The 6178-nt window shown below is 58.2% G+C and carries 6 protein-coding genes; 4 read left to right on the forward strand and 2 right to left on the reverse strand.

The window, feature by feature from the left end; all coding sequences use genetic code 11:
* Positions 1-55: 55 nt before the first annotated feature.
* Genes H7C18_RS07240 through H7C18_RS07255 form a run of 4 tightly spaced genes read left to right on the forward strand, consistent with a single transcriptional unit; the run spans position 56 to position 4191 of the window.
* Entirely contained in the window at positions 56-1651 is a 1596-nt protein-coding gene (locus H7C18_RS07240) for a type 2 periplasmic-binding domain-containing protein (protein ID WP_185128353.1), read from the forward strand.
* A gap of 12 nt (positions 1652-1663) precedes the next feature.
* Positions 1664-2563: an ABC transporter permease gene (locus H7C18_RS07245; RefSeq protein WP_185128379.1), complete on the forward strand. Its 900-nt coding sequence runs from the start codon at positions 1664-1666 to the stop codon at positions 2561-2563.
* Positions 2563-3429, forward strand: coding sequence for a carbohydrate ABC transporter permease (locus H7C18_RS07250; protein ID WP_185128354.1), 867 nt, complete (start codon positions 2563-2565; stop codon positions 3427-3429). Before H7C18_RS07245 ends, H7C18_RS07250 begins: the two co-directional genes overlap by 1 nt.
* A 24-nt stretch (positions 3430-3453) precedes the next feature.
* Positions 3454-4191: a glycerophosphodiester phosphodiesterase family protein gene (locus H7C18_RS07255; RefSeq protein ID WP_185128355.1), complete on the forward strand. Its 738-nt coding sequence runs from the start codon at positions 3454-3456 to the stop codon at positions 4189-4191.
* A 523-nt stretch (positions 4192-4714) separates the two neighbouring features.
* Here H7C18_RS07255 and H7C18_RS07260 read toward each other — a convergent pair.
* Positions 4715-4966, reverse strand: a complete 252-nt coding sequence (locus tag H7C18_RS07260) for a GNAT family N-acetyltransferase (protein WP_185128356.1) — start codon at positions 4964-4966, stop codon at positions 4715-4717.
* A 12-nt stretch (positions 4967-4978) separates the two neighbouring features.
* Positions 4979-5740: a GNAT family N-acetyltransferase gene (locus tag H7C18_RS07265; protein WP_185128357.1), complete on the reverse strand. Its 762-nt coding sequence runs from the start codon at positions 5738-5740 to the stop codon at positions 4979-4981.
* Between the last annotated feature and the right edge of the window lie 438 nt (positions 5741-6178).

The raw sequence follows: 6178 nt of genomic DNA on the forward strand, positions 1-6178 counted from the left end.
ATATAATGGCACTGTCAGCCGAATGACGATAATCGAATCGGGGAGGTCGACAACCGTGAAGAAGGCGGTTGCAGGAGCGATTGCGCTCAGCTTGGCCGTATTGACAATGGCGGGCTGCGGCAGCAACGGCAACAACGGGAGCCATGCAGGCGAGGCGAGTTCCGCTGCGCCGACTGGCAGCAATGCGGGCGAAGCGAGTTCCGCTGCGCCGGCTGGAAGCAAGGCCGACGACATGTCGGACAAGATCAAGATCGAGATCATGGCGGCATCGTGGACGGGCGGTGGCTGGCCGGACAACAATCATCCGATCATTCAGTATATCGACAAGAAGTTCAACGTCGATCTGCAAATCCAGTGGGTGCCGAACGCCAACTTCGTGGAGAAAATGAACGTCGTATCCGCGTCAGGCAAAATGCCCGATGTCATTCGTCTCGATCCGACGATGTTCCAGAAGTGGGTGGGCCAGGGCGTCTTCCTCGATCTTCAGCCTTATTTGTCCGATTACCCGACGTTGAAGAACGTCGCCACGCCGGAATCCTGGGCGCTGCTGAACCCGGAAGGCAAAACCTACGCCATTCCCATCTACGAAACGCCGCAAAACAACACCTACGTCCGTTCCGACTGGATGGACAAGCTTGGCATTCCGATGCCCTCCCCGGATGAATTTACGATCGATAAATTTTACGAAATCGCGAAAGCCTTCACGACGCAAGACCCGGACGGGGACGGCAAGCAGGACACGTTCGGCTTCTCGGCGCTCGGGAATTCGCTGCAGTTGGGCGATCCGCAGCTAATCGCGGCGTTCGGCCTCGCCAACGGCTGGAAGGAAGAGAACGGCAAGCTTGTTCCGGTAGAGACGCAAGCGGCCGAATGGACCTCGTTCCTCACTTTCATGAATAAGGCTTACAAGGAAGGCGTGCTGGACAAGGATTTTATCACGAATGCGAACTTCAACGAAAAGTACGCCCAGGGCAAGGTCGGCTTCGCTCTCGACATGCATTATCAGTTCAGCCAGACGACGAACGCTCAGCTGCAGGCGGTCGCTCCCGGCGGCAAGTTCGTCGAGCTGTCGCCTCCCGCCGGCGCGAACGGCGAGAGAGGAACGAGGACGCCGACAAGCGGCATGACGAAGGTCGTCTTGAGCAAGGACATGGATGACGAGAAGCGCGACCGGATTCTGAAAATGTTCGATTGGTGGGTGTCTCCGGAAGGAGAGGACATCATCAAGAACGGGATCGAAGGCGTTCAGTACGAGAAGGCGGCCGACGGCTCCTACCAGATGACGGATGCGCTCAAGGCGGAGGGAGAAGGGCGCCAGAGCCTTCTGTGGAACTGGGTGCTGCGCGGCAACACGAATACGTTCAACATTTATAAGTGGAGCGCTCCCGAATGGGCGAAAGGCATGGAGCAATCGATCGTGAACGCCCAGAAGTATCCTTGGAAGAACGCCTCGGACGGCTATCTCAGCGCTTCTCAGACCTATACGGATAAGGGAGCTGAGCTGGACGAGAAATTCCTGCAAACCGTGCTCCAGATCATCTCCGGCAAGAAGCCTGTCTCCAGCATCAACGACGCGATTGCGGAGTGGAAGCAAAACGGAGGCGACAAAATCATCGAGGAAGTCAATGCCGCTTACCAAGCCGGCAAGTAGGTCGACGGTATGATGACGCACGGTTATTGGCGCAGGGCGCTTCCGGTTTACTTGATGATTTTGCCGGGTCTATTGTACTTCATCGTTTTCAAGTATATCCCGATGTTCGGCGTCTCGATCGCGTTCATGGATTACAGCCCGTTCAAGGGGATCGGCGGCAGCGAGTGGATCGGATGGGACCAATTCCGCCGCCTGTTCTCCGAAGGAGATTTCTGGCTGCTGCTTCGCAACACGCTGGTGCTGAACCTGCTGGACGCGCTGATCTTCTTCCCGGCGCCGATTCTCGTTGCCCTGCTGCTGAACGAAGCAAGAGTGAAGTGGTTCAAGGGAGCCGTACAAACGATTTTGTACGCTCCCAACTTCATCTCCTGGGTCGTCATTGTCGGGATTACCCTCCAGCTGTTCGCCACCGGCTCGGGAGCGATCAACAACTTGCTGGAGAGCTGGGGGTACGACCGCATCGAGCTGATGACGGACCCGCATTACTTCCGCTGGGTGTGGCTGCTTCAGAACATCTGGCAGGGCTCGGGCTGGGGCGCCATTATTTTTCTGGCCGCCTTGTCCGCCGTCGATCCGGCGCTGTACGAAGCGGCCGAGATGGACGGCGCTAGCCGTCTGCGCCAACTGCGGCACATTACGCTGCCCGCTTTAAGCGGTGCGATCGTCATCCTGTTCATTCTGCGGATGGGCCACATCATGGATCTCGGCTTCGAGCACATCTTCCTGCTGCAAAACCCGATGAACCAGAACGTTTCCGAGGTGTTCGAGACGTTCATTTACAAGATCGGCCTGAACCAGGGAGATTACAGCTATTCGACCGCGGTCGGCTTGTTCAAGTCGGTCATCGGACTCGTGATGGTGCTGACCGTCAACAAGCTGGCCAAGAGGCTGGGGCAGGAGGGGGTCTTCTGATGAAGCGCGCGACCGGCACGGACCGGGCGTTCGGCCTCGCGGTCGTCGTCCTCCTGATCCTCGCTGCCATAGCGGCGCTTCTGCCGCTTTTCTACGTGCTCTCCATTTCGTTCTCCACGGAGAAAGAATATTTGACGCGTGGCTTTTATCTCATCCCGAAAAAGTTTACGCTGGACGGCTATTTGTATCTGATGGCGCATCCCGGCTTTCGGAGCGCCTTCCGCAACGCGGTCGTCATCAGCGTAGTCGGGACCGTAATCAACATGGCATTCACGACGTTAATGGCTTACGGCCTGTCCAAGCCGTGGCTCAAAGGAAGAGGAACAATCAATTTTCTGGTCGTCTTCACGATGCTGTTCTCCGGCGGCATGATCCCGACCTATCTGGTCGTCAACGCGCTCGGGCTGATCGACACTTTCTGGTCGCTCTGGCTCAGCTCGGCGATTACCGCGTTCAACCTGGTCGTGATGAGAGGCTTTTTTCGCACCATCCCGATCGAGCTGGAGGAATCGGCCCGGATGGACGGCAGCGGAGAGTGGCGTCTGCTGACGACCATCATTCTGCCGTTGTCGCTGCCCGCGGTCGCCACGTTCACTTTATTTTATCTGGTTTATAATTGGAACACGTACTTCTCGGCGATTCTCTACTTGAACGATAACCGCTTGATGCCGCTGCAAGTATTTCTGAGGCAGATGCTGATCGAGGACGATCCTTCCATCTCGAACGCGTCAAGCGTCGAATACCACTACACGCCCGCGGCCAAGATGGCGGCGATCATCATTACGGCCATGCCGCTGCTGATCGTATATCCTTTTCTGCAAAAACACTTCAACAAAGGCGTTCTGCTCGGATCGGTCAAAGGCTGACGCGCGGACCGGGAGGTTTTCGACATGAAAGCAACGAAGTTTATCGCCCACCGGGGCTTCAGCATGCAGGCGCCCGAGAATACGACGGCTTCCTTCGAGCTGGCGGGGCGCACGGGCTTCTGGGGGATCGAATGCGACACGTACTGCACGACGGACGGCCGCTGGGTCGTTCACCATGACCGGACCGTCGACCGCATGACGGACGGCACGGGAAAAGTCAAAGACTTCGCTTTCGAGGATATCCGCCGGCTGAACATCGTGTCGGGGTACCGTATCGAAGAATATCCCGGCCTGCGGATTCCGACGCTGGAGGAAGTGCTGGAGATTTGCCGCGCTCATGGTATGCACGCCTTTATCGAGATCGAGGAGTATCATCGCGACGCCGATCTCGAGGAGCTCGTTCGGCTGGTCGGAGAGCGCGGCATGCTGGGGCAATGCAGCTTCATCGCCTTCAACGCCGACGATCTGAAGAAGGTGCGGGCGCTCGACCGGCGCGTTCCGCTCGGCTTTTTGAGCGCCGAGCCGTCGCGGGAGGCCGACCTGGCGTTGATGGAAGAACTCCAGCCGGCGTTTCTGGACTATGACTACCGGCGTCTGACGCCGGAAGACGTCCGGGAGCTGACGGCTGCGGGCGTCGACGTCTCCATCTGGACCGTCAATTCCCGCGGCGAGGCGCTGCCTTTTATCGAGGCCGGCGTCGCTTATGTGACGACGGATACGATTCTGGAGGAGGAATCGCCTCCCGCCCGTTTCGAGTCGTAACGAATCTATGGAGGAGCCGCTCTAATCCAGAGGAGCTATAATGAATCTAGAGGAGCCCTAGAGGAACCGTAGCGAGTCTAGAGGAGGCGTAACGTATCTCTAGAGGAGCCGTAACGAAACCAGCCGACGCTATTTGCCCGTTTTGAGCGTTTTTTTTCCGCTAACGAATCTACGTGACCTTATTCGCCGTTTTTCCCGTCTGAAGCGTCGGTTTGGTCTCGAATAAGATCATCTCGTTTCGTTAGAATTTTCAGCAGCCTCTCTATCGCCAAATAGCGATTCTGAGTTTCGTTAGCGCTCTGGGGCGGACGAAAGGTCCGGGGCGCCGGGCAGGAGCAACACCGTATCCGCGTCGAACAGAGGCTTCACCGCACCGGCACTGAGCAGAAGCGTCACCGCATCGTCACCGACCAGTAGTATCACCGCACCGGCACTGAGCAGAAGCAACGCCGCAACGTCACCGACCAGTAGCATCAACGCACGGACCGAGCAAAAGTGTCGCTGTACCGGACCGGCCGGAGCTTCAGTTCTTCTCGGCCGACCGAAGACAACGCTCAATTTCCCGCAGGTTTCCGGACATTCGGTAGGTTCCGCGCAGCGGCTTGTAGCCCAGGGAACGATTGAGGCGCAGAATCGGCTCGTTCGCGGAATCGTTGTCCGTGCGGAGATAATCCGCGCCATGCCGCTTGGCCATTCGAATGGCCAACAGCTTGAGGGCCGTCGCGATCCGGCGGCCCCGGTAGGCGGGGCTTACGCCGGTAAATTCGTGGTACATTCCGTTCGTCTGCTAATGGTGCAGCACGTTGGAGACGCCGACGAACCGGCTGTCATGAACAGCGAGCAGGACCCGTTCGGGAGCCCATCCGTCCGCCTGCAGATGCCATTTCCGCCATTCGTCGACGGGCGGAACTTGACCGGTAAAGCCCGGAATATCGACCAAAGTCAGCTTGTACAGTTCATACAGCTTGTTCTCGCTGTCCTCGCCGGGTACATCCGCCAGCGTCGAGAACCGAATGCCGTCCCGTTCCAGCTCTTGCAGGAGATCTTCCGTACCGGCAGGTTCCGCGCTCGGTCTCGTCAAATCCAGCACCGACTGAAAAGCGTGCCGTTCAATCGCCAGCCCAAATCGCCCGGCGAAACGAAGCGCTTCCGGCTGGTCGTCCCAAATTTCCACGACCGCGGTATCGGCGCCGAGTCCGGATCCCCATTCCGCCAGGTGCCGCGCCAGAAGCCGACCGACCCCGCGCTTGCGGTACGGCTCCGCCACGACAAGCGTATGGTTCAGGCAGCCCGGCTCCGTCCAGGGCGCCCGCCACGACCATACGTAGCCGACGATCTCGTCCCTTTCGTTCACCGCCGCATAACGGGTGCGGTCGTATCCCGCAAGCCGGCCGTTCTCATCCATATATGTGTGTCCGAACTCATACAGCTTCGTATCATCCTCTTGCAGCCGCTCCGCCGTGGCCGGTTCCGACCCATGCGTGTTCAGCGGCTTCGCCAATGGCGCATAATCGTCCGGAAGCCGTAACGGCCTCAGCTTGATGGACATGGCCTTGCCTCCTTTTACAGCCGGGAAATTCATCCTTGCAGATCGATTATACAGGGCAAGCAGCGAAATGTTGTTGGAACAGCCGGCTATAACCATTCTTTCTTGCTGACCGCCGCGATCGCCCGCTGTAACCGCCTTAGAGGCTTCCTTCGCCAATTGCGCTCTTGACACCGCTTTTCGAAGGAGATAGAATAATCGAACAATTCCAAATTCGGATCATGCCGATGAAGAGATTCCAACTCGGAGGCGTTCTCGTCAAGAGCAGCCCGCGCGAAGGGCTGTATCCTAAGCTTACCGGCCCCGCCCGTTACCGCGGAACCAAGAGGATCGAGCCGCTATCGCGCGGCTCGGTCAAGTTGGGTGGCACCGCGAGCTGACGCTCCTCGTCCCAATTCGGACGAGGGGCGTCTTTTTGTTTTCGCGTGCCCAGCCAAGCAC

It is taken from the genome of Cohnella zeiphila (assembly GCF_014212055.1).
Lineage (GTDB): Bacteria > Bacillota > Bacilli > Paenibacillales > Paenibacillaceae > Cohnella > Cohnella zeiphila.

Coding starts and splice junctions, on each gene's coding strand:
- H7C18_RS07255 (WP_185128355.1), top strand. CDS start 3,454: ATGAAAGCAACGAAGTTTATCGCCCACCGGGGCTTCAGCATGCAGGCG.
- H7C18_RS07260 (WP_185128356.1), bottom strand. CDS start 4,966: ATGTACCACGAATTTACCGGCGTAAGCCCCGCCTACCGGGGCCGCCGG.
- H7C18_RS07245 (WP_185128379.1), top strand. CDS start 1,664: ATGACGCACGGTTATTGGCGCAGGGCGCTTCCGGTTTACTTGATGATT.
- H7C18_RS07250 (WP_185128354.1), top strand. CDS start 2,563: ATGAAGCGCGCGACCGGCACGGACCGGGCGTTCGGCCTCGCGGTCGTC.
- H7C18_RS07265 (WP_185128357.1), bottom strand. CDS start 5,740: ATGTCCATCAAGCTGAGGCCGTTACGGCTTCCGGACGATTATGCGCCA.